26 protein-coding genes are annotated in these 24391 nt (G+C 72.7%); 4 read left to right on the top strand and 22 right to left on the bottom strand.

Annotation, left to right across the window (positions count from 1 at the left end):
• Nucleotides 1–174 precede the first annotated feature (174 nt).
• Nucleotides 175–1614, top strand: coding sequence for a SpoIIE family protein phosphatase (locus ACIBEA_RS31335; protein WP_399266569.1), 1440 nt, complete (start codon nt 175–177; stop codon nt 1612–1614).
• Nucleotides 1615–1664: 50 nt separating this feature from the next.
• Here the strand turns inward: ACIBEA_RS31335 and ACIBEA_RS31330 are convergent, their stop codons facing one another.
• The 3 genes from ACIBEA_RS31330 to ACIBEA_RS31320 all read right to left on the bottom strand — a co-directional run bounded on the left by ACIBEA_RS31330 (nt 1665) and on the right by ACIBEA_RS31320 (nt 3233).
• Nucleotides 1665–2003 (bottom strand): DUF2516 family protein, encoded by a 339-nt coding sequence (locus tag ACIBEA_RS31330; protein ID WP_399266568.1) that lies wholly within the window; start codon nt 2001–2003, stop codon nt 1665–1667.
• A gap of 192 nt (nt 2004–2195) precedes the next feature.
• Nucleotides 2196–2780 carry a hypothetical protein gene (locus tag ACIBEA_RS31325; RefSeq protein WP_399266567.1) on the bottom strand — a complete coding sequence of 195 codons (585 nt, stop codon included), beginning with the start codon at nt 2778–2780 and terminating at the stop codon, nt 2196–2198.
• 24 nt (nt 2781–2804) lie between these two features.
• The gene (locus tag ACIBEA_RS31320; protein ID WP_399266566.1) at nt 2805–3233 is read right to left on the bottom strand and encodes a helix-turn-helix domain-containing protein; all 429 of its coding nucleotides are present in this window, start codon (nt 3231–3233) and stop codon (nt 2805–2807) included.
• A gap of 278 nt (nt 3234–3511) precedes the next feature.
• Here ACIBEA_RS31320 and ACIBEA_RS31315 point away from each other — a divergent pair, with 278 nt between their 5' ends.
• Together ACIBEA_RS31315 and ACIBEA_RS31310 are read left to right on the top strand one after the other, a co-directional pair.
• Nucleotides 3512–7204 carry a CHAT domain-containing protein gene (locus tag ACIBEA_RS31315; RefSeq protein WP_399266565.1) on the top strand — a complete coding sequence of 1231 codons (3693 nt, stop codon included), beginning with the start codon at nt 3512–3514 and terminating at the stop codon, nt 7202–7204.
• Between the two features lie 6 nt (nt 7205–7210).
• A complete protein-coding gene (locus ACIBEA_RS31310) occupies nt 7211–7987 on the top strand; it encodes a hypothetical protein (protein WP_399266564.1) in 777 nt (258 codons plus the stop codon).
• A 50-nt stretch (nt 7988–8037) separates the two neighbouring features.
• Here ACIBEA_RS31310 and ACIBEA_RS31305 read toward each other — a convergent pair whose 3' ends face one another.
• The 6 genes from ACIBEA_RS31305 to ACIBEA_RS31280 form a co-directional block, all read right to left on the bottom strand.
• Complete coding sequence (locus ACIBEA_RS31305; protein WP_399266563.1) at nt 8038–8448, bottom strand: hypothetical protein; 411 nt, start codon at nt 8446–8448, stop codon at nt 8038–8040.
• A gap of 88 nt (nt 8449–8536) precedes the next feature.
• Nucleotides 8537–9682, bottom strand: a complete 1146-nt coding sequence (locus ACIBEA_RS31300) for a serine hydrolase domain-containing protein (RefSeq protein WP_399266562.1) — start codon at nt 9680–9682, stop codon at nt 8537–8539.
• Between the two features lie 198 nt (nt 9683–9880).
• The gene (locus tag ACIBEA_RS31295; RefSeq protein WP_399266561.1) at nt 9881–10741 is read right to left on the bottom strand and encodes a putative protein N(5)-glutamine methyltransferase; all 861 of its coding nucleotides are present in this window, start codon (nt 10739–10741) and stop codon (nt 9881–9883) included.
• Between the two features lie 14 nt (nt 10742–10755).
• Nucleotides 10756–11646 (bottom strand): sigma-70 family RNA polymerase sigma factor, encoded by an 891-nt coding sequence (locus tag ACIBEA_RS31290; RefSeq protein ID WP_399266560.1) that lies wholly within the window; start codon nt 11644–11646, stop codon nt 10756–10758.
• Nucleotides 11647–11777: 131 nt separating this feature from the next.
• Nucleotides 11778–13028, bottom strand: a complete 1251-nt coding sequence (locus ACIBEA_RS31285; RefSeq protein ID WP_399266559.1) for a GNAT family N-acetyltransferase — start codon at nt 13026–13028, stop codon at nt 11778–11780.
• 77 nt (nt 13029–13105) lie between these two features.
• A complete protein-coding gene (locus ACIBEA_RS31280; protein ID WP_399266558.1) occupies nt 13106–13726 on the bottom strand; it encodes an AmfC protein in 621 nt (206 codons plus the stop codon).
• A 133-nt stretch (nt 13727–13859) separates the two neighbouring features.
• Here ACIBEA_RS31280 and dtd point away from each other — a divergent pair, with 133 nt between their 5' ends.
• On the top strand, nt 13860–14285 hold the full coding sequence (dtd, locus tag ACIBEA_RS31275; protein ID WP_354381185.1) for a D-aminoacyl-tRNA deacylase: 426 nt from the start codon (nt 13860–13862) through the stop codon (nt 14283–14285).
• A 46-nt stretch (nt 14286–14331) separates the two neighbouring features.
• Here the strand turns inward: dtd and ACIBEA_RS31270 are convergent, their stop codons facing one another.
• The 13 genes from ACIBEA_RS31270 to ACIBEA_RS31210 all read right to left on the bottom strand — a co-directional run bounded on the left by ACIBEA_RS31270 (nt 14332) and on the right by ACIBEA_RS31210 (nt 24333).
• The gene (locus ACIBEA_RS31270) at nt 14332–15297 is read right to left on the bottom strand and encodes a YgfZ/GcvT domain-containing protein (RefSeq protein ID WP_399266557.1); all 966 of its coding nucleotides are present in this window, start codon (nt 15295–15297) and stop codon (nt 14332–14334) included.
• 10 nt (nt 15298–15307) lie between these two features.
• Nucleotides 15308–15757: a Fur family transcriptional regulator gene (locus ACIBEA_RS31265; RefSeq protein ID WP_399266556.1), complete on the bottom strand. Its 450-nt coding sequence runs from the start codon at nt 15755–15757 to the stop codon at nt 15308–15310.
• Nucleotides 15758–15835: 78 nt separating this feature from the next.
• Entirely contained in the window at nt 15836–16408 is a 573-nt protein-coding gene (locus ACIBEA_RS31260) for an FABP family protein (RefSeq protein WP_399266555.1), read from the bottom strand.
• Nucleotides 16409–16694: 286 nt separating this feature from the next.
• A complete protein-coding gene (locus tag ACIBEA_RS31255) occupies nt 16695–17654 on the bottom strand; it encodes a hypothetical protein (RefSeq protein WP_399266554.1) in 960 nt (319 codons plus the stop codon).
• Entirely contained in the window at nt 17651–18541 is an 891-nt protein-coding gene (locus tag ACIBEA_RS31250) for a hypothetical protein (RefSeq protein ID WP_399266553.1), read from the bottom strand. The genes ACIBEA_RS31255 and ACIBEA_RS31250 overlap by 4 nt, the downstream gene beginning before the upstream one ends.
• A complete protein-coding gene (locus ACIBEA_RS31245) occupies nt 18538–19296 on the bottom strand; it encodes a hypothetical protein (protein WP_399266552.1) in 759 nt (252 codons plus the stop codon). Before ACIBEA_RS31245 ends, ACIBEA_RS31250 begins: the two co-directional genes overlap by 4 nt.
• A gap of 299 nt (nt 19297–19595) precedes the next feature.
• A complete protein-coding gene (locus ACIBEA_RS31240; RefSeq protein WP_399266676.1) occupies nt 19596–19943 on the bottom strand; it encodes a DUF3099 domain-containing protein in 348 nt (115 codons plus the stop codon).
• Nucleotides 19944–20016: 73 nt separating this feature from the next.
• Nucleotides 20017–20307, bottom strand: a complete 291-nt coding sequence (locus ACIBEA_RS31235) for a DUF1416 domain-containing protein (RefSeq protein WP_330331710.1) — start codon at nt 20305–20307, stop codon at nt 20017–20019.
• A 57-nt stretch (nt 20308–20364) separates the two neighbouring features.
• Nucleotides 20365–21210 carry a sulfurtransferase gene (locus ACIBEA_RS31230; protein WP_399266551.1) on the bottom strand — a complete coding sequence of 282 codons (846 nt, stop codon included), beginning with the start codon at nt 21208–21210 and terminating at the stop codon, nt 20365–20367.
• A 200-nt stretch (nt 21211–21410) separates the two neighbouring features.
• Complete coding sequence (locus ACIBEA_RS31225; RefSeq protein WP_351046484.1) at nt 21411–21494, bottom strand: Ms5788A family Cys-rich leader peptide; 84 nt, start codon at nt 21492–21494, stop codon at nt 21411–21413.
• 173 nt (nt 21495–21667) lie between these two features.
• A complete protein-coding gene (locus tag ACIBEA_RS31220) occupies nt 21668–22369 on the bottom strand; it encodes a DUF2993 domain-containing protein (RefSeq protein ID WP_399266550.1) in 702 nt (233 codons plus the stop codon).
• Between the two features lie 64 nt (nt 22370–22433).
• Nucleotides 22434–24074, bottom strand: coding sequence for a hypothetical protein (locus ACIBEA_RS31215; RefSeq protein WP_399266549.1), 1641 nt, complete (start codon nt 24072–24074; stop codon nt 22434–22436).
• 4 nt (nt 24075–24078) lie between these two features.
• Nucleotides 24079–24333 (bottom strand): MoaD/ThiS family protein, encoded by a 255-nt coding sequence (locus ACIBEA_RS31210; RefSeq protein WP_399266548.1) that lies wholly within the window; start codon nt 24331–24333, stop codon nt 24079–24081.
• Nucleotides 24334–24391: the final 58 nt, after the last annotated feature.

Below are 24391 nucleotides of genomic sequence, written 5' to 3'. Positions count from 1 at the left end.
GCGGTACACGGGTGCGTCGCGAGGTGACGTTGGTCATCCCAGGACGGGCCATCCCACGCGATAAGGGCATATGCCGGCGGCGGCCGCCCGCCACACCATTCACGCGCCGGGCGGGGACCGCTAGGGTCGGGGCGCACGAGCGCACCCTCGGGGGGAGGGAAGGAACCGGAGACGATGCCCGCATCCGTACCGCGGCAGAGGGACACCCCGCCCGCGGAAAGCGGTCAGGCCCGCCCGCCCGCCACGTACGCCGCCGTACCGCCCCAGCCGGGCGGCACGGCCCAGTCCGGCACGCCCGAGCCCGGCACGGACCGGCCCGGCGGCGCCGCACACCCGGGGGCGACACGTCCCGAAGCGGACCGCCCCGGCGCGGACCGACCCGGCACGGACCGCCCCGGCGCGACGCCTTCGGGGGCCGCCCAGCCCGCCGGCCCGCAGGCCCTGACGCTGCTGGTGATCCAGGACGACCCGGCCGGTCTCACCGTGCCCGAGATCCTCGACTCCGACGGCCACCGCATCCGCATCCGCACCGCCCGCAACCTCACCGAAGCGGAGCGGCTGCTCACCCATGACGTGCACTGCATCCTGCTCGACCTGTCCCTGCCCGGCGGCGGCGCCGACCCGGTGGACGACGAGCTCGCGGCCCTGCGCCAGGTACTGCGCATGGCCCCGCGGCACGCCGTCCTGGTCCTGACCGCCGAGGCCGACGCCGAGCGCGCCGCCGAGGCGGTCCGCGTCGGCGCCCAGGACTTCCTCTTCGGCAGCGAGCTGGACGGCCGGCTGCTGAGCCGCGCCATCCGTTACGCGGTGGAACGAAAACGTGCCGACATCGCCCAGTACAAGCTGGCCGAGTCCCGGCTGCGCGCCCAGGAGAACGCCCGTCTGGAACGCGGCCTGCTCCCCCACCCCCTGCTGGAGGGCTCGGACCTGCGCTTCGCCGCCCGCTACCACGCGGGCCGCAGCCGGGCCCTGCTCGGCGGCGACTTCTACGACACCGTCCGCACCCCCGACGGCACCGTCCACGCGATGATCGGCGACGTGTGCGGCCACGGCCCGGACGAGGCGGCCCTCGGCGTGGAGCTGCGCATCGCCTGGCGCGCGCTGACGCTGGCGGGCCTGTGCGGGGACGATCTGCTGGCGACGCTCCAGGAGGTCCTGGAGGTGGAACGTCCCTGCGAGGAGATCTTCGCGACCCTCTGCACCGTGGACATCGCCCCGGACGGGCGCCGCGCGGGCCTGTGCCTCGCGGGCCATCCGGCCCCGCTCATATCCGGGCCGGGCCGCCCCGCACGGCTGCTCCCCTACGACGACAGCGGTCCGGCACTGGGTCTGCTGCCCCGGGCCCGCTGGCCCCGCCGCCAGGTCGAGCTCGGCGGCACCTGGAGCCTGATGCTCTACACGGACGGCCTGATCGAGGGTCGGATCGGCGCCGGGCGCGAGCGCCTCGGCCAAGACGGCATGGTCGAGATGATCAACCGGCACCTCGGCCGCGGCCTGCGCGGCGAGGGCCTGCTGGAAGCGGCCGTCACCGAGGCCCGCCGCCTGAACGGGGGCGAGCTCACCGACGACGTCGCCGTCGTGCTCCTCGACCGCGTGGACCGCGCGGCCGGCTGACGGCGGTGGTGGCGGCGCGGCTGCGGCTGCGGCTGCGGCTGCGGGCAGCCCTACCGGCCGCCGTTGTAGGGCCCGTACGGACCGTCGCTGCTGCTGCCGCCCTTGCGCTTCCCGCCGCCCGAGACCTGCCTGACGGCGGGGCGTACGTCGACGAAGAAGACGATGGTCGCGACCAGCCCGGCGATCTGCAGGAACAGCATGCCGAGGAAGAAGTCCACCACGACCGTGACGCCGAGGAGCACGAGCCAGAATGTCTTGGTCTGCTTGCTGGCGGCCCGGTACGCGTCCTCACGGGGCAGCAGCGCGAGGACGAACGCCGCGACGGCGAGCGCCAGCATGGCCCAACCCAGCAGGGGGAGAACCTCATTGTTGAAACCCTGCATCAACATCGAATCGACCGCCTTCTCGCGCGTGCTTGCGTCAGAACGCCCCCGTCGCCACGCTACCGGCTGAGCGATCTCATGGAAGGACAACGGACCGGGCCCCGGCAAAGGTGCCCGGTCCGGTCCGTGTCATGCGTACGGGGTACCGCGTAGCGCCCGCGGCGCCTCGGGCGCTGCGGGCGCTGCGGTCCGGGTGCGTCAGCTGGCGTCGTCCGGCGCGGCGGCGGCCTTCTTGGCCGTGCTCTTGCGCGCGGAGGTCCGCTTCGCGGCGGGCTTCTCCTCGCCGGCGGGCGCGTCGTCGACCGGCTCGGCCGGGGCGACGACCACGGCCACGGGGGCGGCCGCGGGCTCCGGCTCGACGATCTCGGCGATGTCGACGATCTCCTCGGAGACCTCGCCGCGCCAGGCCCGTACGGCCTGCTCGCCGTGCTCGGCGACCTTGTCGTAGGTCTCCTTGGCGCGCACCGCGTACTCCGCCGCGACGCCCACCCCGCGCAGCGCCAGGTCCTGCGCGCTCTCCCCGAGCTTCTTCGGGTCGAAGGCTCCGAGGACCTCGGCGACCTTGGCGGTCACCGCTTCCTGGGCCTCGCGCGCCTTGTCCTGCACGACCTTCGGGTCGGTGTTCTTCACGGCCTCGATCCGCGCGGGGGCCTCGGCGCGCAGCTGCTCGATGAGCCCGGGCACCTTCTTGGCCTGCTGCACCGCCAGGTCGGCGGTACCGGCGGCGAAGTAGAGCGGGGTCGGGTCGGTGAGGGTCTTCTTCAGGTCATCGGCGATGGCCATGTGCTGGTCCTCCCGGATCACAGTTCAGTTCGTGTGGGGCATCGCGTCGTCGTCGGAGCCGGCGTCGGAGCCGGCGTCGGGGCCGGCGTCGGGGCCGGCCTCGGCGTCGAGCGCGTTCTCCTTGCGGAACGACTCGTAGATCTGCAGCAGTACCTGCTTCTGCCGCTCGTTGATCGACGGGTCGGCGAGGATGACGGCGCGCGTCTCCACCTCGTCGCGGTCCCGCTCGTCGAGGATCCCGGCCTGCACGTACAGCGTCTCCGCGGAGATCCGCAGCGCCTTGGCCAGCTGCTGCAAGATGTCCGCGCTCGGCTTGCGCAGCCCGCGCTCGATCTGGCTGAGGTACGGATTGGACACCCCCGCCGCATCGGCCAGTTGCCGCAGCGAGAGCTGTGCCTGCCGCCGCTGCTCGCGGAGGTACTCGCCGAGGTTCCCGACGTTGAGCGATGCCATGCCCCGATCCTGCCGCACCTTGCTAACTATTGCAAGCAGTCGCTTGCAATAGCTCCCACTTGCCGCCCCCGCCTCGTGCCGCGTCAGCCGTGGGCGGGGTGGGGACGGCGGCGGTGATCGGGCGGGCCGGGGTGGTCCGGGCCGAGCTACGAGGGCTGCGCCGCAGTCGGGACGAACGGTCCCCGGCGCCGCGGGCAGTATCGCCGTGTGGACCCGGGCGGCCGAGCCCCTGCGGCACACTGACGCCAGGCAGGATTCCGGCAACGGGGGGTGTCGCGGTGCCCGATCACACGGGGGAGATACACCGGTTGCGGGAAGAGGTCTTCCGTATCCGCCAGCAGAACGGGCAGGCGGATCCCGCCCGGTTGTCGCGGTTGGCCTGGGAGTGCTGGGCGCACCAACTCAGCTCCGAGACGGCCTATTTGGCGCAGTGCACGATCCAACAGGACGCGGTCGACGGCGGCGACCCGGATCGGCGGGTGTACGCCCGGGCGCTCTTGATCGCATCCCTGAACCGCGCCCAGCGGCTTGCGCAAGCGGCGGAGATCATCGACCGGGGGGAACCACCGTCGCCGCAGAGCTCTCCCTCGGCGCGTTTCCAACTTCACCTCAACGAGGGCGTGGTGATGATCGAGACGGGGCGCTACGAGGAGGCGCTCGACCGGTTCCGGCGCGCCGACGCGCATATCGACCACGTCGACTCCGCGGAGCTGCGCGGTGTGCTGGAGCTGAACCGGGGAGCGGCGCTGAACTCGCTGGCCCGCTACGACGAGGCGATCACCGCACACACGCGCGCACTGGCCGAACTTCCGGCACACCATCGCGCGGAAGCACTGCACAACCTCGCCAACGCACTGGCGGGCAGCGGACGCAGGGACGACGCCGAACAGCACTACCGGGACGCGTTCGCATCGGCCAGCGGCAATCCCCGGATCCAGGGGAACATCCTGAGCAATTTCGCCAAACTCCTCATGGGCGAAGACCGTTACGACGAAGCGGCAGAGCTGTTGCGCGACGCCCTGGACCTCCGGGCCGCCGCCGGCGACGTCATCGGCCAGGCCCGGTCGCACGAGTTGATGAGCGTGTTGCTGGTCAAGCGCCTGGACTTCCGGGGCGCCCTAGACCATGTGGAGCGCTCCTTGGCGCTGAGCCGTTCCGCAGGGGTGCCCGATTCTCCGGAAGCGGTCGAGCGGGCCCGCGATGTGGCACGGATGCTGCCCATGCTGGACGCCTCGCCCGACGAGGAGGCGCAGATCCTGGTTCATCGGATGCGCCGGGCCGTGAAGGTCTCGGACCTGCGCGGGCTGCTCGAATCGGCACCCGGGGAGGTGCTGAGGCGGGTCGGCCCGCTGCTGGAACGGGAGCAGCAGCAGGAAGGGGGCGGTGAGACGCTCAAGGAGCTGGCCCGTCTCGTACAACGGGTGCTGGAGCAGGGCACGCAGATGGCGCTCGCGGAGTTCACCGCGAAACAGGTCGCGCGCAACAGGCTCATCGGCACGGCCAAGGAGTTCTTCGCGAGCGATTCCTGGCTGGCGCGCAAGCGCTACTACGAGTCCCACCGGGCGGCGCTGGAGAGCGAGGAGCTGCGCCGGATGCTGCCGGGGCTGGCCCAGCACCCAGGGCCCCTGCACGTCGCACCGGAGGACGTCGAAGCCCTGCTGCGGCTCGTCACAGCATGCCGGGAGGAGGGTGTCGACATGGCGTTCGCCCGGCTCCCGCCCGAGGACCGCATGGACCTGATCAGCCGGTTCGTGCAGGTGGGAACCTGGCGGGAGAGCCTGGCCCTCCTCCAGGCGCACCCTGCCCAGCTCCTCGGCGACGAGGTGGCGCGGGTACTGGAACGGGCGGCCCTCGGGCCGAACCCGATGCAGCGCATTCGGCTACAGACCCATCTCGAAGTGCTGCGGCAGTCACGGCTGGTGGGGCCGGAGGCGGCCTGCGCCGCCGTGGACGCCTCACTGGGCATGAAAAGGGTCACCGCCAGTTGGAGCGTGGAGAGCACCGAGGACGATCCCGACGAACCGTTCGCGAGCATGCGGAGAATGGCCGAACAAGCGGCGGCGAGCGGCGACGAAGAGTCCGAGCTGCTGGCCCTCCTCTCCCTCGGACACCACTATCTGGAACGGACCGAGGGCGATCGGCGACACAATCTCGAACGGGCACGGCAGGCACTGTCGCGGCTAAGGGAGATCGCCCGGTCCATGCTGCGCTTCCAGACCTTCGCCGGAGCCGGCGTGAGCCTCGGAAAGGCCCTGCTGGAACTGAGCAGGTTGAGCCCGCCGGGGTCCGAGTACCTGGACGAGGCGAGCGCCGTCTTCGGGGAGATGCTCGGCCGCTCGGACGGCCGGTTCCCCGCCTCGAACGTCCGGTTCGCCGCCCGCGGCATGTACGAGACCCTCGCGGCCCTCGAAGCGGCGGATCCGACCCTGGGGAGCCGCGCGGGGTTCCGGGCCGAGCGCACCGACGCCTGCCAGGCCGCGATGGACGCGTCCGATGAACTCGTGCGCACCGGTGGGGTGGAGGACCGCCGCGCGGAGTTCGAGCAGACCTTCTGGGCCTGTGCGCAATTGGTGGAGGACCGCTTCGCCGAGCGTCGCTTCGCCGACGCGCTGCTCGCCGCCGAGCGGGGCCGAGGGCGCGGGTTCCTCACGGAGATCGGCGGCGCCGGCCCCCTGCCCGACTTCGTGCCCGTAGCCCTCGCCCGTCGGGAGGACGAGGCGCGGTCCCGGCTCGCCGGGCTGCGGGGGCTGGCCACCCGGGCGGACGGGACGGCCGGTGCGGACGGGACGGCCGGTGCGGACGGGACGGCCGGTGCGGACGGCGTGGACGTCCTCGCGGCGGAGCTGGCCCTGGCCCACGTACACGAGGAACTCGCCGCTCTTTCACCCCGGTTGGCCCAGCTGCGCACGGGTGCCCCACCGACCCTGGACGAGCTCCTGGAGCTGAGGGGCACGCTCGGACCCGGCACGGTGCTGCTGTCCTGGTTCTCGATGCCCCACGCCTGCATCGCCTTCGCCCTCTTCGACGACGGAACGGTGCTGGCCGAGAAGTCCCCCCTGTCCTGGGCGGACCTGGAGTCCTACTGCGCGCTGGCCAAGGCCGACGTCTGGCGCCGCCCCGGCAGCCCCGACCAGCCCCTCTCCCCGGCATGGGCGACGCTCACCGACGCCCTGGTGCCACGCGCCTGGTGCCCGCGCCTCGCGGCGGCGTCGGCCATCGTCCTCGTACCGCACGGCCTGCTCCACGAACTGCCGCTGCACGTGCTCCCCGTGGCCGGGCTGGACGGCCGATCGCTGACCGAGATCGCCCCCGTGCGCTACCTGCCCGGCCTGGCCCTGGGGCGACGCCTCGACAACCGCCGCCCCGAAGACGGGTCCGCCCTCGTACTCGCCCACTCGGGCGCCGCCCCGGCCACGGAGGACGACGAGTTCCACCGGGAGGCACGCGAGGCCACGGAGCTGCTGGGCGCGGGCACGGACCGTACCGCCACCGGGCCCGACGCCAGGATCGACCTCATCGCCGAACTGGGGCCGACGCTCGACGCCTTGCACATCGCCGCGCACGGGTTCTTCGATCCGCAGGACCCGCTCGGTTCCGGCCTGCTCCTGTCCGACGGGACGCAGGAGGGGTACGAAGTGCTCTCCGCACGCACGGTGATCTCCCGGGTGCGGCTCAACGGGGCGGTCGTGGTGCTCAGCGGGTGCGAGTCCAACCGCCGCGAACTGGGGCCGACCGACGAGGGCGAGGGGCTCGTCCGGGCCTTCCTGGTGGCCGGTGCCCGGCAGGTCGTCGCGAGCCAGTGGAAGGTCGACTCCGTGGTGACCCGCTCGCTGATGCACGGCTACTACTCCCGGGTGAGGCGGCACGCCGACGTGCCCGGGGCCATGCGGGACGCCGCGCTCGAACTGCGCGGCGAACCGGACACCGCACACCCCTACTACTGGGGTCCGTTCGTAGTCGTGGGAGTGTGACGCGCAATGCCCCTGGACGAAACCACCGGCGCCGAAACCGACGCCGCCGCACGGACGGTCTTCCCCGAGTGGCGCGCGGACGCCCTCCCGTACCGGTTGGAGCCCGCGGACGAGGGAAGTGGCGTACGGGGACCGGCCACGCTGCCCGAGGGCGCCGGCGGCGGACCGCACGTCGAACTGCCCCGCACCGTCTTCGACTGCATCTCCCTCGACGCCCTGCGCGACCACCCGTCGGTGGATCCGCTCGTCAGGGCCCAACTCGACGCGGGCGTCACCTTCCGGCTGCTGCGGTTCCCCTTCTCGCTGCGCCGGCCGGCCGACGGCATCGTCCGCGAGATCGTCTTCTCCGTACGGCTCGACGGCGGCGCCGGGAGCGCACCGCCACGCGTGCACAGCATCCACCCCACGCGCGAGGAGACGCATGACGAGGTGGCGACCGACGTCGCCCTGGAACCGCAGCTGAGCCTCGGTTCGCTCGCACAGGTGGGAGTCGGCCGGATCGGGCGCACGGTGACGGCGCGGCGCAGTCGCGCCGCCGTGGTGGGGCTGTGGGGGGAGCGCGGCGCGGACTGGGTGCTACGGGCGCCGAACCGCTCGGACCCGGGTCTGGACGGCACCTGGGAGTTCCTTTCGGTCGTCCGCTGGGACGGGCCGCCGGGTCGGCTGGGCGCGCTGCTGACCGTGTCGGCGACGGTGGAGACGGCCAGGATGCTGTGGACGACGAAACGGGTGGAGCACGCGTACGGGCCGTACGAACTCGTCGGCTGCCAGGCCATCGTGTGACGGCTACGGGCGCACCTGGCGGGGTGCGCCCGTAGCCGCGGCGGTCGCCGTCAGCCCTTGCAGGCCTTGGTGGCGTCGCCGTCCTTGCAGATGACGACCCAGGGGCCGTCCCAGAAGCTGTGCGGGCCCGTCGTGGCGGTCACGTCGATCGTGCCGGGGCCGCACTGCTTCTGCGGTGCCTTGGCCCAGATCTGGGGACCGCGCGGCTTGCCGATGAAGCCGACGCCGACCGAGATCGTGTAACAGGCCGTGGGGTCCGTGACCTTCAACGTGCCCTTCGCCGTCACCTTGCCGGCGTTGCCGGTCCAGACGGTGCTGACCGTGCCGGTGCCGCTCGCACCGGCGACGCTCTCGTTCCAAGGGGCGGAGGTGACCGAGTCGGCGGAGGCGGTGCCCGCGCCGACGGCCAGCATGAGCGCGGCGCCGGTGGTCGCGGTGGCGATGGTCATGAGCTTGCGCATGCCGTCGTGTTCCTTTCCTCGTGGCCGTGCCGAAGCGCACTGCCGCAAGGACGCTACGAAGCCCCCATATCGCACTGATATCGGCCGGTCAGCGGCGGCACAAGGCGGTGTCCACGAGGGTGGACATGTGGTCCAGGGTGGCCTTGTCCGTCGGCTGCGTGGTCACCGCGATGTTCGCGGCGCGGCCCTGGGCGGTGACTCCGCCGCGGGTCTCGTACCCCGGGAAGCTGCCGCCGTGCCCCCAGTAGACGCCGCCGCAGGACAGCGGGATGCTCACGAGGCCCAGGCCGTAGCGGGCGCCGGGGCCGAAGTCCTCGGCGGGCACCGTGGTCCGCATCTGGTCCAGTTGGGCCTTCTTCAGCAGGTCGCCGGAGAGGAGCGCGCCGTAGAAGCGGTTGAGGTCCGCGTTGGTGGAGATCATCTGGCCCGCCGCCCAGGCCCAGGAGGGGTCCATCTCCGTGACGTCGCGCAGCGGGGCGCCCGCCGCTTCCCGGTCGTAGCCCTTGGGATGGGGTTCCCGGATGGTGGGGTCGCCCGGGGCGGGGAAGTAGGTGTGGCGCAGTCCGACGGGCCGGATGACGCGCCGGTCGATCTCCTCGGCGATCGGGCGGTGCGTGACCTGCTCGACGATCATGCCGGCCAGCACGTAGTTCGTGTTGCTGTACTCCCACTTCTGGCCCGGCTCGAAGTGGCCCTCGTGTTGGAGGGCGATGTCGACGAGCTCGCGCGGGGCGTAGTGGCGCAACTGGAGGTCGTACTCAGTGTAGTTGGGCAGACCGCTGGTGTGCTGCAACAGGTGTCGGACGGTGATCCGGCGGCCGTCGATCCGCTCACCGCGCACCAGGCCCCGCAGGTAGTCGTCGACCGGGGTGTCGAGGCCGATCTTCCCCTCGGCCACCAGTTGCAGCACGACCACCGCGGTGAAGGCCTTGGTGTTGCTGCCGATCCGCACCTGGCCGTCCTCGGGCACCGGCGCCCCGGTGGCCAGGTCGCCGACCCCCGCGGTGTACGAACGCGAGTGCCCGCCCGGTCCCTTGACGCTCGCCAGCGCCCCGGGCAGGCCGTCCTCGCGCACCAGCGCGTCCAGACCCCGCTGTACGGAGTCCGGCCGGGCGCCGGCGGCGAACGCCGCGGGCGACGCGAGCCCGGACACCGTCAGGACGGCGCCGGCGACGGCGGCGGCCAGCACGGCCCCGAGCGGGGAAGGGAACCTCTGCCACGTCTGCACACGCACGGGCCAACTCCTGCTCAATGGTGGGGAATCCGGCGGTACGCACCGGCCTGACCAGCATGTCCCGGTCCGCCCACCCGCGACGACCCCGCTAACCGCCCGGTGCGGCCGGGGGTTGACCCCCCTGCGCCCCGGGGGCCAGCCGGTGCTGCTGGTGCTGCCGGGGGGTCGCGCGGACGCGCATGCGCTCGCCGCCCCGCCCTACCTCGCCGCCCTGCCGATGACCACGGTCGCTTCGAGTTCCTCCGAGGACACCACCGCCACCTCGCCGAAGCCGGCCGTCGTCAGCGCCTCGGCGGTCCGCGGGGCCTGGTGCTCGCCGGTCTCGATCAGCAGCCGCCCGCCCGGCGCGAGCCACGGCAGGGCCCCCGCCGCGACCCTGCGCTGCACGGCGACCCCGTCCGCTCCGCCGTCGAGGGTGGCCAGGGGTTCGTGCTCGCGGGCCTCCGGCGGCAGCAGCGCGATCCGGTCCGTGGGCACGTACGGCGCGTTCGCGACCAGCACGTCCACCGCACCCAACAGCCGCGCGGGCAGCGGGGCGTAGAGGTCGCCCGCGTAGACCCGGCCGCCGTACGGCGCCACGTTGCGCGCCGCGTACGAGACGGCCACCGGATCGATGTCGACGGCGTGCAGCTCCACGCCCCCGTCCCCGCCGACCCGCCCGACCCGCCCGCCCAGCCGCGCCGCCACGGCCGCGCCGACGGCGCCGACCCCGCAGCACAGGTCCAGCACCACCGCACCCGCACCGGCCCGCGTCCCGGCGGCGGCCTCGCGCACCAGGAACTCGCTGCGGCGGCGCGGTACGAAGACCCCCGCGCCCACCTCCATCCGCAGCCCGCAGAACTCGGCCCAGCCCACCACGTGTTCCAGCGGCTGGCCGGCCACCCGGCGCGCCACCAGCGCGGCCAGGTCGGCGCCTTGCGCCGCGGCGGCCAGCAGCAGCTCCGCCTCCTCCTCCGCGAAGACGCAGCCCGCCGCGCGCAGGACGGCGACGAGGCCCTCCCCGGCAAGGGACGGGAGCGAGGGCGGGAGCGGGGACGGGAGCGGGGGGATCGAAGACATCGAAGACAAAGGGCTCAGTCCTCCAGGACCGCGACGTCGAGGTGTTCCAGCCGGACGGGGTCCGCCAGGATGTCGATCGCGACGATGAGGCCGCCGCTGACGGTGAAGCCCATGACCGCGACCGGCTTGCCGTCGGGCATCGTGACCACTCCGGGCGCGCCGTTGACCAGCGCGGGCCGGGCGAAGGGCGACAGCCGCTGGAAGGTGAGCGCCTGCCGGGCCACCGCCCGCGCACCGCGCACGGGACCACCCGGCCCGCCCGCCACCGCTCCGAGGTCCACGCGCAGCACGACCTCCGGGTCCAGGACCGCGATCAGGTCCTCGAAGCTGCCGCCGCGCGCGGCCGCGAGGAAGGCCCCGACGACCTCCCGCTGGCGTTCCAGGTCCGGATCTGGGGCGGGCGCGCCGCCCTGGACCCGGCGCCGTGCCCGGCTGGCGAGCTGCCGGGCGGCGGCCGGGGTGCGGTCCACGAGGGGCGCGATCTCCTCGAAGGGCACCCCGAACATGTCGTGCAGGACGAACGCCAGCCGTTCCGCGGGGGCCAGTTGCTCCAGTACGACGAGCAGGGCCAGCCCGACCGAGTCCGCGAGCAGCACCTCCTGCTCCGGGTCGAGCCCGTCCGCACGGCTCACGATCGGGTCCGGGACGTGGATCCGCGCCTCCAGCGACTCCTCGCGGCGCGTCGTGCGGGACCGCAGCTGGTCCAGGCAGACACGGGCGACGACCGTGGTGAGCCAGCCGCCCAGATTGGCGACCCCGCTCGTGTCGGAGCGGTCCAGCCGGATCCAGGCCTCCTGGACGGCGTCCTCGGCCTCGGCCAGCGAGCCGAGCATGCGGTAGGCGACGGCCCGCAGGTGCGTGCGCCGCTCCTCGAACCGTGCCGCCAGAAAGTCGCTCTCGTCCATCCCGTGCTCCACTCCCCTGCTCCCCGTCGTCCTCGTACCGTCCGTCGTCCCTATGACGCATCCGGGGCCCCCGGTGTGACAGGGCCGGCGGACGCCGCTCAGAAGAGGACGCCGCTCAGAAGTGGACGCCCTCAGAAGACGTCGGGGCACCAGGGTCGCCGGGCGGTGCGGAAGACCGCGTCCGCCAGGGCCAGCGCCCCGGGTCGCAGTTCCTCGATCCCGCCCAGCGCGGCCAACCGCACCGCGGACCCGTCGCCCAGGTAGAGCGAGCCGAGCCGAGCCACGTCCAGGCGCAGATCCGCGGGCTCCGCCGTCGGGGCGCAGGCGGCCGCCCCCGTCCCCGCGACCAGCCGGAAGCGGCCCGCGGCGAGCCCGGCCGGGTCCGTGACCTCCAGGACGAGGCTCCCGGGCACGGCGTACGTGCGCGCGCCGAGCGCCGCCGCGACGTCCAGCAGCCGCACCCACAGGTAGTCGGCGTCGGTCACCAGGCGGGCGGAGCGCGGGTCGGGCAGCAGCAGCGGGACCAGGTCGTCCGGGGCCCGGTAGCCGGTGCGCACCTTCATCACCCAGTCGATCGAGCACAGGTAGTGCCACAGGGCCCGCTGCGCCGCCACGGTGGTCGCGATGAGGTCCTTGACCTCGACGGTGTTGAGCGGGACCTTGGCGTCCGTCCAGTGGTCGTCCGCCCGGTAGGTGACCGCTCCCTCCACCTCGCCGGCCGCCGAGCGGTACACCGCGAAGAAGCGCGGCTTGTAGGGGCGGACGGAGATCTCCTCCAGGCCGGTGGCCAGGCTCCACCAACGCTCCGGCCGGTCGATCGCGCCGTGCGTCGTGGCGCGCAGCCGCTCGTGCACGGCGGGGCCCACCCGCCGCATCTCGGCGGCGTCCACCAGGTCGATCCGGCCGCCGTCCTCGGGGGCGGCCCAGCGGGGGTCGAGTCCGGTGCGCGGGACGTCGATCTCCCACTCCGAGACGGCGGTGGCGGGCCCGTACCCGTAGCGGCCGTAGATGGGGTACTCGGCGGCGATCAGCGTCGACAGCACGTCGCCGCGCTCCTTGGCGGCGGTGAGCTCGGCGCGCATCATCCGGCTGAGCAGGCCGCGGCGCCGGTGCGTGGGCGACACGGTGACGTTGGAGACCGCGCTCGCGGGCAGCTGCGCGCCGCCCGGCACGGTGATCTGCTGCGCGAACGAACGGAAGGTGCCCACGCAGCGGCCGGTGTCCGCGTCGAAGGCGCCCTGGGTGCGGGCGAGGTCCGTGTACCTGGCGCGCTGGGCGATGTCCGACTCGGTGACCGGCGTGGCGGTCAGGAAGCCGGTCGCCACGGCGCCCAGCCACGCGGGCAGTTCGGATGCGGCAATGGTCCGGACGTCGATGTTCATGACGAGCCACGCTAATCGCGCCGCGACACCGGGTCGCCCCATTTTCCCGCGCCGGACCGGCAGGTCGGCGGGACGGGTCAGACCAGCAGGTCGTCGACCTGTGCCTCGCCCTCCCGGTAGCGCCGGGTGATCTCCGCGCTGCAATCGTCAGCCGTGCGCTGCAACTGCCGGCGGCGGCGCGAGACCTGCTGCTCGTAGCGGACCAGCTTGCCCATGCCGTCGTGCAGTTCGCCGTCCGTACGGGCGCCCAGGTCCGACAGCTCGACGTCGGCCAGCATCTCCGCCGCGAGCAGCCGGTACTCCTCGCTGTGCGGGGTGCCGAGCGTGACGTGGCGCGCGGAGGCGCTACGGCTGGAGGGGGCGTCGGCGAGGATCTCGGAGAGCCGGTCGACGACCGGGGACTCGGGATCGGTGCGGCGGGCCAGCTCGGCGCGCAGGATGTCGATCCGGCCCTGCAGGAGTCTGCGGACGTAGCTCAGGTCGGCCTCGTCGCGCTGCGCGTCGCGGCGCAGCGCGCGCAGCTCGGGCAGGCCGAGCGAGACGGCGGGCCGCTGCGGGTCACCGGCGGCCGTGGCCGTGCCGGTGCGCTGCGCGGGCGGCCGGGCCGCGGCGGTCGCCGTGGAGATCGTCGTGGACGTTACCGCGGAGGTCACTGAGGTGTCGGTGCCGGTGCCCGTGCCGGTGCCAGAAGTGTTCATGCGTTCGTGTCCGTCCCCTCGACCGGTGCATGGCAGCACCGCCTGCGAGCATCGTGCCACTCTCCGTGGTCCTGATGCAGGTCCCCTCCACCCGATCGGCCCCGGACGGGTGCACGCCTGGTACACAGGTCGTATGCGAGCAGTGGTGCAGAGGGTGGACGGCGCGAGCGTCGTCGTCGCGGGCGAGACCGTCGGCGAGATCGTCGGCGAGGGACTGTGCGTGCTGGTGGGGGTGACCCACGACGACACTCCGGAGAAGGCCGCGCTGCTGGCGCGCAAGCTGTGGTCCGTCCGGATCCTGGAGGCGGAGAAGTCCTGCAGCGACGTGGACGCGCCGCTGCTGGTGGTCTCCCAGTTCACGCTCTACGGCGACGCCCGCAAGGGCCGCCGCCCCACCTGGAACGCGGCCGCGCCGGGACCGGTCGCCGAGCCGCTGGTGGACGAGGTCGTCGCCCAACTGCGGGCCCTCGGGGCGACGGTGGCGACGGGCCGGTTCGGTGCGGACATGCGCGTCTCGCTCACCAACCACGGCCCGTTCACCATCGTCATCGACATCTGAGCCGCTACGACCGAGGCAGTGCAGCCGAGGCAGTGCGGCCGCGGCGCTACGGCGCCACGACGACCTCCTGCGCGGCCGCGATCGTGCCCGCCAGCAGCTGCGCGTCCACCGCGACGTTCCGCTTCACCAGCGCGAGGGCGATCGGCCCCAGCTCGTGGTGGCGGACCGCGGTGGTGACGAAGCCGAGCTGACGGCCCTCCGCGCCGTCGGCGGCCAGCCGTACGGGCGTGCCGTGCGGTGGGAGCAGGACGTCCGAGCCGTCCAGGTGCAGGAAGACCAGGCGGCGCGGCGGCTTCCCCAGGTTGTGGACGCGGGCGACCGTCTCCTGCCCCCGGTAGCAGCCCTTCTGCAGGTGGACGGCGGTGCCGATCCAGCCCAGCTCGTGCGGGATCGTGCGGTGGTCGGTCTCGGCGCCGAGCCGCGGCCGGTGGGCCTCGACGCGCAGCGCCTCGTAGGCGTCCAGCCCGGCGGCCGGGCCGTGGGCGGCGGCGAAGGTCTCCAGCTCCGCGCGGGGCAGGAAGACGTCGCGGCCGTACGGGGTCTCCCGTACGGCGTGCTCCTTCGCCACCTCGGCGGTCGAACCGGCCGGGAGGTGCACGACGGCGAACTCGCCGGTGCGGTCGGCGGTTTCGACGCGGTAGAAGAACTTCATCGACTCCAGGTAGGCGAGCAGCGCCTCCTGGGTGCCCGGCTCGACGTGCGCCCACACCGTCTCGCCGTCGTCGACCAGGTAGAGGGCGTGCTCGATGTGCCCGTTCGCGGAGAGGATCAGCGCCTCGGTGGCCTGTCCGGCCGGCAGTTCGGTGAGGTGCTGGGTGAGCAGCAGGTGCAGCCAGGACAGCCGTTCGGGACCGGAGACGGTGATGACGCCACGGTGCGAGAGGTCCACGAAGCCGCGGCCGTCCGCGAGGGCGCGCTGTTCGCCGTACAGCTCTCCGTAGTGGGCTGCTACGCCCTCGTCACGGCCTTCTGCCGCCACTGCACCGGGAAGATTGAGCAAAGGGCTGGTCATGGACCCCAGCCTACGACTGCGCCTGCGCCGGTGCGGCAGCCGCCTTCGCCGTGCAGTCTCGGCAGCGCCCGAAGATCGCGAAGTGCTTCATGTCGGTCTCGAAGCCGAACTCGGCGCGCAGCTTGGCGGTGAACTCGGCGGCCACGTCCACATCCGCCTCGATCACCCCGGTGCAGTCCCGGCAGACCAGGTGGATGTGGTGGTGCCGGTCGGCGAGGTGGTAGGTCGGCGCCCCGTGCCCGAGGTGGGCGTGCGAGACCAGGCCCAGCTCCTCCAGCAGCTCCAGGGTCCGGTACACGGTGGAGATGTTGATCCCGGAGGCGGTCTTGCGGACGTGCACGAGCAGCTCGTCGGGGGTGGCGTGTTCGAGAACGTCCACCGCTTCCAGCACGAGCTGGCGCTGCGGGGTCAGGCGGTACCCCCGTTGGCGCAGGTCACTCTTCCAGTCGGTGCTCACCACGCGCCCAGTGTAGGCGCGCGGAAGGGGACCGCGGAGGGTCCGCGGTCCCCTTTCACCGTGCGTAGCCGCCGTGGTGGCTCAGCGGAAGAAGGCGATGCCGTCGTCGGGCATGTCCGGGAGGTTGCGCGCCATCTCGGCGACCTCCTCGGGCGTGACGACCTTCTTCAGCTGCGCCGACATGTACGGGCGCAGCTCGATCTCGGGGGTGGCCTTCTCCCCGACCCACATGAGGTCGCCCTTGACGTAGCCGTAGAGCCGCTTGCCGCCGCTGTGCGGACGGGAGGCCGCGGTGCGCGCGACCGCGTCGGTGATCAGGTCGATCTGGGGCTTCTGGTCGGCCAGGTCGCCGTACCAGATCTCCACGACGCCCTGGTCGCGGACCATGACGACCTCGACCTTGCGCTGCTTGTCGATGCGCCAGTAGCCCTTCTCGGACTCCAGCGGGCGGACCTTCTTGCCGTCGGCGTCGAGGACCCACGTGTGCGAGGAGTACTCCAGGAAGTCCCGGCCGTCGTGGCCGAAGACGACCTCCTGGCCGAAGTTGCACTTCTCTTCACCGGGGTAGTCGAAGACGCCCGCGCCCTCCCAGGTACCGAGGAGGAAGGCGAGGGGCAGGAGGTCCGGGTTCAGGTCGGACGGGATCTGGATCATGAATGGCTGCTCAGGCGATCTGTGGGAGGAGGGTTTCCGGAGGGCGGCAGATCAAGCGATCAGCGCTGACCCTGGTACAGCTTCTTCACGGCCAGACCGCTGAAGGCGAGAACGCCGACGCAGACCAGGACCAGCAGGGAGGTGAAGACTGCCTCAAGCACGGGGTGCTCCTCGGAAGGTTCGTTTGGGTTCGGTGGGCAATGCGGGCCGGGGCCCAAGCCTACTGGCCCGGGCCCCGGGGCACCGTGCGAGGTAGGCCGTACCGCTGACGGACCCGTCCCGCGCGCTATTCCAGGAGCTGGTCCTGGAGGATCACCGTCTGGTGGAAGGGGACGTCGGTGACCGCGTCCTTGCGCGTCTGGATCACCATGCCGAGGAGGTCGCCGGCCTGGATGCAGCCGACCTTCGTCTGCTGCGGACCGTAGGGCTTCTCCTCGACGAAGGTGGTGACCGCGGTGTGGTCCATCCGCCCCTTCGTGGCCTGCCCGATCAGGGCCTTGGACCAGGCGGAGTCCAGGTCGAAGGAGTCCGCGCCCTGGAGCTGCATGCCGGACTTGCAGCCCTCGAAGGAGGCCACGAAGCCGCTGGAGTGGAAGCGCAGCAGGTAGACGCGGGTGGCGGTGCCGTCGGGGGTGGTCCAGCCGCGGCCCGCGATCTGGCGCAGCGCGGCGTCCTCCCCCAGCCCCTGGACCACCCGGTCGTGGAACTTCCCGGAGAACTCGGCGAGGAAGCGGTCCTGGGTGACCATGCCGTCCTTGTCCGCCTTGAGGCTCTCGTCGGGCGTGGAGCCCTCCGGAGCGGGCAGCAGGAGCTGGCTCAGCGCCGCGTAGTGGATGCCCTCGGCGTTGTCCGGGCCGTAGGGCAGCGGGGCCCCCGCGGGCAGTACCGGCTTGGTGATCGCGGGGTAGTCCCAGCGGCCGTCGCTCAGGGTCGACAGGCCCGGGATCCGCGTCCGCTCCGGCTCGACCACGGCGTACGCCGTCAGCGCCGCGGTGACGGCGAAGACCAGCACGGCCGCCGTCCAGCGCAGGGAGGCGAAGAGCGCGCGACGGTCGCGCGGGGCGTCCGGCGCGGCCGGCGCGGCGGACAGGTCCGGCGGGGCAAAGGGGTTCACGGCCGGCGCGGCTGCGGGCGCGGCGGCTCCGGGCGCGGGCTCCGGCGCGGCCGGGGCCGGGGCCGGGGTCTCGGCCGGGGCCGCGGGGGTCTCGGCGGCGGCCAGGGTCTCGGTGGCGGTCTTGTCGGTCACGCGGACTCCCCGGGGGACTTCAGGTGGTCGAGCTGGGTGCGGAACAGCTTGACCTCCGCGGCAGCGTCGAAGGGCTTGCCGCCGTAGGCGTGGAAGCTGATCAGGAAGTCGCCCTGGGACGCGGCGCAGAGCACCGACTCCAGGGGTTCCTTCTTCTCGCCCTCGTCGTTCTTCCCGTCGTCGCCGACGGACCGCAGGGCGCACTTGGCCTCGGGGTACCCCTCGACCTTGGGCGCCTGCCGGTCGTCGCCGATCAGTTCGAGCAGCTTCGTGGTGAACTCGCCGAACTGCTTGACCGCCTGCGGGTCCGCCTGCGTCAGCGAGATCTCGACGACCGCGTCCCCGGACTCGTTGCGGAAGGTGCGTCCGGCCTGGCCCTTGAGCTTGAGCCCGTCGATCATCTTGTTGCTCTCCGCGCGCCGGTCGGCGGGGAGACTGCCGTTGTTCTCCTTCATGAGCTGGGCGGCCTTGGCCCCCGGCACGGTGAAGAAGTTGCTGTGCTCGCCCAGGTCGGGGCCCGGCCGGTAGTGCTCCGGCACCTCGATCAACCGGTCGCCGAGCTCGCCGAGCGAGACGATCGGCGGGGTGGGCGCCGCGGCCTGCGGGGCGGGGTCCTGCGCCTGCCAGTACACGGTGGTGGAGGTGCGGTCGGCGTCGGCGATCCAGCCCTTGGCCCAGATGCCGAAGCCCGCGACGGCCGCGAGCGCCACCGCGGTGCCGACGGCGGCCACGGCCGCGCGGTTGACCGCGCGCGGGGGGCGGGCGCTGGCGAGCTGCTCCTCGGCGAAGGGGTGCTCCGGCGTGCCCGCGGGCACGCCGTAGTCGGGGTCGGGCTCGTCCAGCGTGATCTCGGAGAGGGCCGGGGCCGGCTTCCGCGGCTCGGTCACAGCTGCTCCACCTGTCGCTTGGCGAGGTCGACGATGTCCTTTTCGGAGATCGTCCCCCTGTTGTCGAGGTATTCCATGTACATGGCGATGTTGCCGACCCGGGCGATCGCCCGGGCCTCGTGGACCGGCATGTACCCGGCCTTCTCGTGCGGCTTCGAGTACACCCAGGCGCGGCCGGTGCCCTTGAGGCCGTCCGGCAGCGGCACGCCGTCGTTCCCGGCGCCCCTCTTCGTCTCCGGCATGTAGCTGGACTGCGAACGCGCGTAGGTCTCCGCGCCGGTGCGGTCGCGGAACTGCAGGAGGGTGATCATCACCGTGACCCGGTCCCCCGCGTACCAGTGGGCCACCGCGACCCGTCGCACGTCACCCGAGTTGACCGCGTGGAGGCCCCGGCCGGGGTCGTCGAACCAGTCGGCCGCCCAGTCCCCGACGCCCTTGTAGCCGTGCTCGACCTGCTCGGCGCCCGCGGGCGCCTCCAGCAGCATCTTGGTGAGGTCGTCGTCCGTCCGGTCCCAGCGGTTCGCGTTGATCGAGCGGTACGTGGTCGAGTCGTCCGCCTTGATCGGCTTCGGGGTGGTCAGCCCCTGCTGGGCCAGCGGGCCCAGCGACGTCGGCGGACGCTCGTACTGGACGGCGTAGCCCGTGGCGGTCCCGGCGCCGACGCCGAGCACCAGCGCGGCGGCGATCAGGAGCGCCGCCCGGCCGCGGCGACGCCGAGGAACATCACTCAGCGTAGCGACCGGGGTGTTTGCCACCGGAAATTCCGAGCTGTCCGGATCCGGGGCGTTCTCGCCCTCTTTCCTCGGCTCGGGGATGGTCTGTTCGTGTTCCAAGAGAGGGTCCCCCCACAGGACTGCAGCCACAGGTTGCATCACCTGTGCACATGGAGGACTTGTATCTCAGGGGTGAAGTTGTACGCACTGTTATTACGGTTCGATAGCGAGGAATCAACGATTCCGCCATGGATCGACCGTTTCGGGCCACCAGCCGCGGGCCAGGGGACATCAGCCCCGGGCCGTGGGACATCAGCCGCGGGCCGGCCGTTTCCCGCGGATCAGTCGTCCCGCGGGTCCTCGCGGCGCCGCTTCCCGTCCAGCTCGTCCCACCACTCGTCGGACTTCGGGTCCCCGGAGGGGTCGTCCCACCAGCGGTCGTCCGGGCCGCGCCGGTTCGCCGCCATCGCCGCGACCGGCGGGATCAGCATGGCGACCACGCACAGCGCCACGGCCGCCGGCACCGAGAGGAGGCGCACCCACGACCAGGCCGAGACGAAGAGGAACAGGCACCCGCCCATGAGCAGGAAATAGCCGCGCCGACGCCGGGCGTACATGTCCCCAGGATAGAACCGGATCCGGACGGCGCGAAGGCTCCGGACGGCGCGAAGGACCGCACCCCGTTCCAGTGGCGTCCAACCCCCGGGGGTGCGGCCCTTCGGCCGGTCATGCGGCGCGCTCGGCGCGCGCCCTGCGCGGTGTTCAGACCGCGATGGCCACGTCCGTCACGCCACCGGTCTCGGCGACGACGACCGTGCGGTCCGCCTTGGCACCCGGGACCAGCGCCCGCAGGGTCCAGGTGCCTTCGGCGGCGTAGAAGCGGAACTGGCCGGTCGCCGAGGTCGGGACCTCTGCCGTGAACTCACCGGTCGAGTCCAGCAGGCGGACGTAGCCGGACACCGGCTCGCCGCCCTGGGTGATCTGGCCCTGGATGGCCGTCTCGCCCGGCTTGAGCGTGTCGAGGGAGGGCCCGCCGATCTGTGCTCCACACATGTTCTCTGTCCTGTCCTAGAGAGGTAGTACGCGCGTCCTGCTACAGGCCGTACGGGATTACTTGTTGGCGCCCAGCTCGATCGGCACGCCGACCAGCGAGCCGTACTCGGTCCACGAGCCGTCGTAGTTCTTGACGTTCTCCTGGCCCAGCAGCTCGTGCAGCACGAACCAGGTGAGCGCGGAGCGCTCACCGATGCGGCAGTACGCGATGGTGTCCTTCGCCAGGTCGACCTGCTCGGCCTCGTAGAGGGCGGTCAGCTCTTCGTCCGACTTGAAGGTGCCGTCGTCGTTGGCGTTCTTCGACCACGGGATGTTGCGGGCGCTCGGGATGTGACCCGGACGCTGCGACTGCTCCTGCGGGAGGTGCGCCGGGGCGAGCAGCTTGCCGCTGAACTCGTCGGGCGAACGCACGTCAACCAGGTTCTTCGAGCCGATCGCGGCGACCGCGTCGTCACGGAAGGCGCGGATCGAGGTGTCCTGGGCCTTGGCCTTGTACTCGGTGGCCGGGCGGTTCGGGACCTCGGAGCCGTCGACCAGGTCGCGGGAGTCCAGCTCCCACTTCTTGCGGCCGCCGTCGAGCAGGCGGACGTCCTGGTGGCCGTAGAGCTTGAAGTACCAGTAGGCGTAGGACGCGAACCAGTTGTTGTTGCCGCCGTAGAGGACGACCGTGTCGCCGTTGGCGATGCCCTTGGCCGAGAGGAGCTTCTCGAAGCCCTCCTGGTCCACGAAGTCGCGGCGCACCGGGTCCTGGAGGTCGCGCTGCCAGTCGATGCGGACGGCGTTCGTGATGTGGTTCTTGTCGTAGGCGGACGTGTCCTCGTCCACCTCGACGACGACGACGTTCGCGTCGTTCAGGTGGGCCTCGACCCAGTCGGCGTCTACGAGGACGTCGCTGCGGCTCATGGTGTTCTCCTCCGGGGCAGTGTGCGGCGGGGCGGTGCGGGTACTGCGGGCTGCTGCGGTGGCGCTGCTCCGGCCGGTTCGATGACCGTTCGGCGTGCACCCGGGTGCGCTCGGAACGTCCCGCGCGGGGAGGCGAGGGGGCGGGAGGCGGTGGGGTCACGCTCGGGGGCCGTCGTGCGGCCGAAAAGGGAGCGGGTCGCTCAGAAAGGGCGACAGAGCATGGCGGCGACGCGACACAGGTCTACTGCCCGTCGCTTCGTGAGGTCCGCCTGCTGATGCTTCATAGCCATGGATCGTAGGGACGAATCGGCCGCCCTGTCACCGGCGTGTCATATTTCGAGACAGGATCGTCCGCATAGTGGGATCCGTGTCCCCCGCAGTCCTTCGGTAAGGGGCCCGGAACCCCCTCGGAGCAGCCCGGAAGGCCCGATCCGCCTAAGGATCGGACCTTCCCGTCTCACGATCCGGCCAACACCACGTTCGAACCGTCCACCGTGAGGTGCACACCGCTCTCGTCGGAGGTCAGCGCGGACAGTTTCAGCCCCGCCGGCAGACCGCCGTCGAGCCGCCGGTCGAAGTCGGTCCGCTTGCGCACGAGGGTCTCGACCCCGGGGAGGCCCTCGCCCGGCACCTCGTCGGCGCGCACCCGCACCGTCGTCCCGTCGACCAGGCTGATCGTGGAGACCACGCTGCGCGTGAAGGACTTGCCCAGCGCCTCGACCGTCGCGGTCACCTTCACCTTGCCCGGGGCGCCGCCGTAGGTCACGGTGACCCCGTTCTGCGAGGCCTCGGTGAGGTCGGCGTACGTGAGGAGCGCGGAGCCGTCGGCGCGCGCCGCCTTGCCGCTGGTGTAGCCGCTGTCCAGCTTCACGTCGTGGAAGCGCGCGTCGAGCTGGGATATCCGGACCTTGCGGCCGTCGGGGCCCGGGGCCTGGACCCCGTGCATCGTCACGTCGACCTGCTCCAGCCGGTAGTCCAGCACCTGGGTCAGGAACGGGAAGCCGTGGATGTCCACGCTGCTCTCCCCGGCGAGGCCCCGCCCCGCCTGGACCTTCTTGGCCAGCTCGTCCTCCGCGTAGCCGACCGCGAGCCGGTCGGCCCCCACGAAGATCCCGCCCAGCAGTACGCCGAGGATCACGATCACCTTCAGGAAACGCACGTTCCACTCCCCCTACTTCTCGGTACGTGCGTTCTAGTTGACCATGCCCGCAATCCGCCGGGCGTCAGCCGACCACCCGCCCGATCAGGTAGACCGCGGGCGCCGCGGCGGCCAGCGGCAGCGCGACGCCGGCCGTCATGTGGACGAACTTGGACGGGTAGTCGTAGGCCGCCACGCGCAGCCCGACGAGCGCGCAGACACCGGCGGCCAGGCCGAGCAGCGCCCCGCCGACACCGACGTCGGTCAGCCCGCCGACCGCGATGCCGGCGCCGGCCGCGGCGGCCAGCGAGACCACCACGGAGGGCGTCGTGGGCAGCGGCAGGGCCCGCACGAACACGGCCACCGCGACGGCGGCCGCACCGATGCTGACCGCGGCCGGGTCGGCGGCCAGGTACCCGGCGCAGACGATCGCGAGGGCGGCCGAGGCCACCGAGGCCATCAGCCCGTACATCCGCTCGTCCGGGTCGGCGTGGCTGCGCAGCTGGAGCACCAGCGTCAGCAGCACCCACGCGCCCAGCGTCCCGATGATCGCGCCCGGCCCGTACGGACGCCCCAGCGCGAGCACGGCGACGTCCGCGGCCACGGCTCCGGCGAAGGCCAGGGCGATGCCCTGACGGGCCGGCCACATGCCGTTGAGCCGGAACCAGCCCGCGGCGGTGAGCGCCTGCAGCGCGATGAGGGGGGCCACCAGGGCGAACGAGCCGCCGAAGGCCGCGCCGGCCAGCAGCAGCCCGAGCGCGGCGGTCAGCACGGCCGACTGCGGGCCCGGATCGATGATCGGCGAGCGCCCCTCGGCGCGGGCCTGCGCGGGATCCACGACGCGGGTGCTGCCGCCGAGGGTGGGCGGCGAGTACTCCGCGGCGGGACCGGCCGGCGGCGGGGGGGCCGCGGCGCCGGCGGCCGCGGCGTGGGCCGGGGCCGGCTGCTCCTGCGCGTCACCGGGATAGGGCGGCAGGTACGCGGTGCGTTCCGCCGGGGCCTCGACCCCGGCGGCGTGGGCGCCCCGGGACCGGTGCGCGCCGGGGTCCACGGACGGCGGCGCGGACTGCGCCCCGTCGCGGAACCAGGCGTCCGGCGCCATCGGCTCGGCGGTGGGCGCCGGGGCCGGGACGTACGGCGGCTGGTGGTGGTCGCCGAGGTGGTCCTCCTCGCGGTAGGGCGGCAGGTACGCCGTCTCCGCGGCCGTGTGCGCCGCGGGCGCCACCTGATCCTCGCGGTAGGGCGGCAGGTACGCCGTCTCCGCGGCCGCGTGCGCACCGGAGCCGTCCGGCCACGGGACGGCCGGGACGGCCCCCTGGAGGCCGCTCTGGGCGCCGCCGTGGGACCAGTCCGCCACCGGGGCCGGGTCGGGCGCGCGGTGCTGTCCCAGGCGCTGCTGCTGGGGCTGCTGCGGCTGCTGGTGCTGCTGGTACGCCTGCTGGGGCTGCTGGGGCTGCTGCTGGTACGCCTGCTGGGCCGGGTCCGGGTACGAGGGCTGCGCCTCGTCGCGGAACCAGCCCTCCGGAGCCACCGGCTGCTGCGGCTGGCCCCAGGACTGGCCCGGGATGCCTTCCAGCGGCGCGGGGGCCGGGGCGGGCGGCTGCACCGGCTGGTAACTCGTGTCCCAGGTCTCCGACTGCCAGGTCTGGGTCCCGTACGGATCCGCGAAGGGATCCTGCTGCGGCTGCTCGGGCGGCCGCTGTTCGTCCGGCGTGGGCGTGGTCATCGGATCACCCGCCCGCGAACGGCGGCAGCACCTCTACGGTGCCGCCTTCGGTCAGCTCGACGGACTCGTGCGGGCGCAGGCCCACGGGGTGCTCGTCCACCAGGAAGGAGCAGCGCTGCAGCACCCGGCTCAGTTCCCCGGGGTGGCGTTCCCGCACGGCGTCGAGCGCCTCGGCCAGGGTCCGCGCCGAGTACGCCTCCTCCGCCGTCTTGGCCGCGGACTTGGCCGCGGCCCAGTAGCGGATGGTTCCGGTTGCCACTGCAGCTCCTATCGTCGGCTCCGTACCGTCGGGCTCCATGATGGCCCCTACCGGCCCC

It is taken from the genome of Streptomyces sp. NPDC051555 (assembly GCF_044454405.1).
Lineage (GTDB): Bacteria > Actinomycetota > Actinomycetes > Streptomycetales > Streptomycetaceae > Streptomyces.
Note: the sequence above shows the minus strand (reverse complement) of the source record. Positions and strands in the feature narration are given on the sequence as shown.

Excerpts from the sequence above, each read along its gene's own strand:
- ACIBEA_RS31335 (WP_399266569.1), top strand. The coding sequence starts at position 175 with ATGCCCGCATCCGTACCGCGGCAGAGGGACACCCCGCCCGCGGAAAGC.
- ACIBEA_RS31330 (WP_399266568.1), bottom strand. The coding sequence starts at position 2,003 with ATGTTGATGCAGGGTTTCAACAATGAGGTTCTCCCCCTGCTGGGTTGG.
- ACIBEA_RS31325 (WP_399266567.1), bottom strand. The coding sequence starts at position 2,780 with ATGGCCATCGCCGATGACCTGAAGAAGACCCTCACCGACCCGACCCCG.
- ACIBEA_RS31320 (WP_399266566.1), bottom strand. The coding sequence starts at position 3,233 with ATGGCATCGCTCAACGTCGGGAACCTCGGCGAGTACCTCCGCGAGCAG.
- ACIBEA_RS31310 (WP_399266564.1), top strand. The coding sequence starts at position 7,211 with ATGCCCCTGGACGAAACCACCGGCGCCGAAACCGACGCCGCCGCACGG.
- ACIBEA_RS31305 (WP_399266563.1), bottom strand. The coding sequence starts at position 8,448 with ATGCGCAAGCTCATGACCATCGCCACCGCGACCACCGGCGCCGCGCTC.
- ACIBEA_RS31295 (WP_399266561.1), bottom strand. The coding sequence starts at position 10,741 with ATGTCTTCGATCCCCCCGCTCCCGTCCCCGCTCCCGCCCTCGCTCCCG.
- ACIBEA_RS31290 (WP_399266560.1), bottom strand. The coding sequence starts at position 11,646 with ATGGACGAGAGCGACTTTCTGGCGGCACGGTTCGAGGAGCGGCGCACG.
- ACIBEA_RS31285 (WP_399266559.1), bottom strand. The coding sequence starts at position 13,028 with ATGAACATCGACGTCCGGACCATTGCCGCATCCGAACTGCCCGCGTGG.
- ACIBEA_RS31280 (WP_399266558.1), bottom strand. The coding sequence starts at position 13,726 with ATGAACACTTCTGGCACCGGCACGGGCACCGGCACCGACACCTCAGTG.
- dtd (WP_354381185.1), top strand. The coding sequence starts at position 13,860 with ATGCGAGCAGTGGTGCAGAGGGTGGACGGCGCGAGCGTCGTCGTCGCG.
- ACIBEA_RS31270 (WP_399266557.1), bottom strand. The coding sequence starts at position 15,297 with ATGACCAGCCCTTTGCTCAATCTTCCCGGTGCAGTGGCGGCAGAAGGC.
- ACIBEA_RS31260 (WP_399266555.1), bottom strand. The coding sequence starts at position 16,408 with ATGATCCAGATCCCGTCCGACCTGAACCCGGACCTCCTGCCCCTCGCC.
- ACIBEA_RS31235 (WP_330331710.1), bottom strand. The coding sequence starts at position 20,307 with ATGTGTGGAGCACAGATCGGCGGGCCCTCCCTCGACACGCTCAAGCCG.
- ACIBEA_RS31230 (WP_399266551.1), bottom strand. The coding sequence starts at position 21,210 with ATGAGCCGCAGCGACGTCCTCGTAGACGCCGACTGGGTCGAGGCCCAC.
- ACIBEA_RS31225 (WP_351046484.1), bottom strand. The coding sequence starts at position 21,494 with ATGAAGCATCAGCAGGCGGACCTCACGAAGCGACGGGCAGTAGACCTG.
- ACIBEA_RS31215 (WP_399266549.1), bottom strand. The coding sequence starts at position 24,074 with ATGACCACGCCCACGCCGGACGAACAGCGGCCGCCCGAGCAGCCGCAG.